Here is a 323-nt window from a genome sequence, read left to right on the forward strand (position 1 = left end):
GGCTTGGGCGGTTCGATTTTGGCCAGCTCAACCGGTGTGGATGGTGATTTGGTCGGCTTGGGTGCAGATTTGTTGGCAACCAAACCGTTCTCACGCCATCAGGAAAGCGAAGCGGATGCCGGCGGTGTGCGTTTGATGGCTGAAGCAGGCTACAATCCTGAGGCTGCGGTAAGCGTGTGGGAAAAAATGAACAAAGTACAGGGCGGCAGCTCATTGTCTATTTTGTCGACCCACCCGACCAATCAAGCGCGTATCAATGCAATCCGCAAAATGTTGCCTGAAGTGATGCCGATTTATCAGAAAAACAAACGTTAATTTGACGT

1 protein-coding gene is annotated in these 323 nt (G+C 51.1%); it reads left to right on the forward strand.

Annotated features, from left to right (window positions below; all coding sequences use genetic code 11):
• Positions 1 to 315: M48 family metalloprotease (locus ACTHSP_RS23305; RefSeq protein ID WP_440347156.1), on the forward strand; the 315-nt coding region annotated here is incomplete at its 5' end.
• Positions 316 to 323: the final 8 nt, after the last annotated feature.

The sequence above is a fragment of the Neisseria sp. P0001.S005 genome (assembly GCF_051963715.1).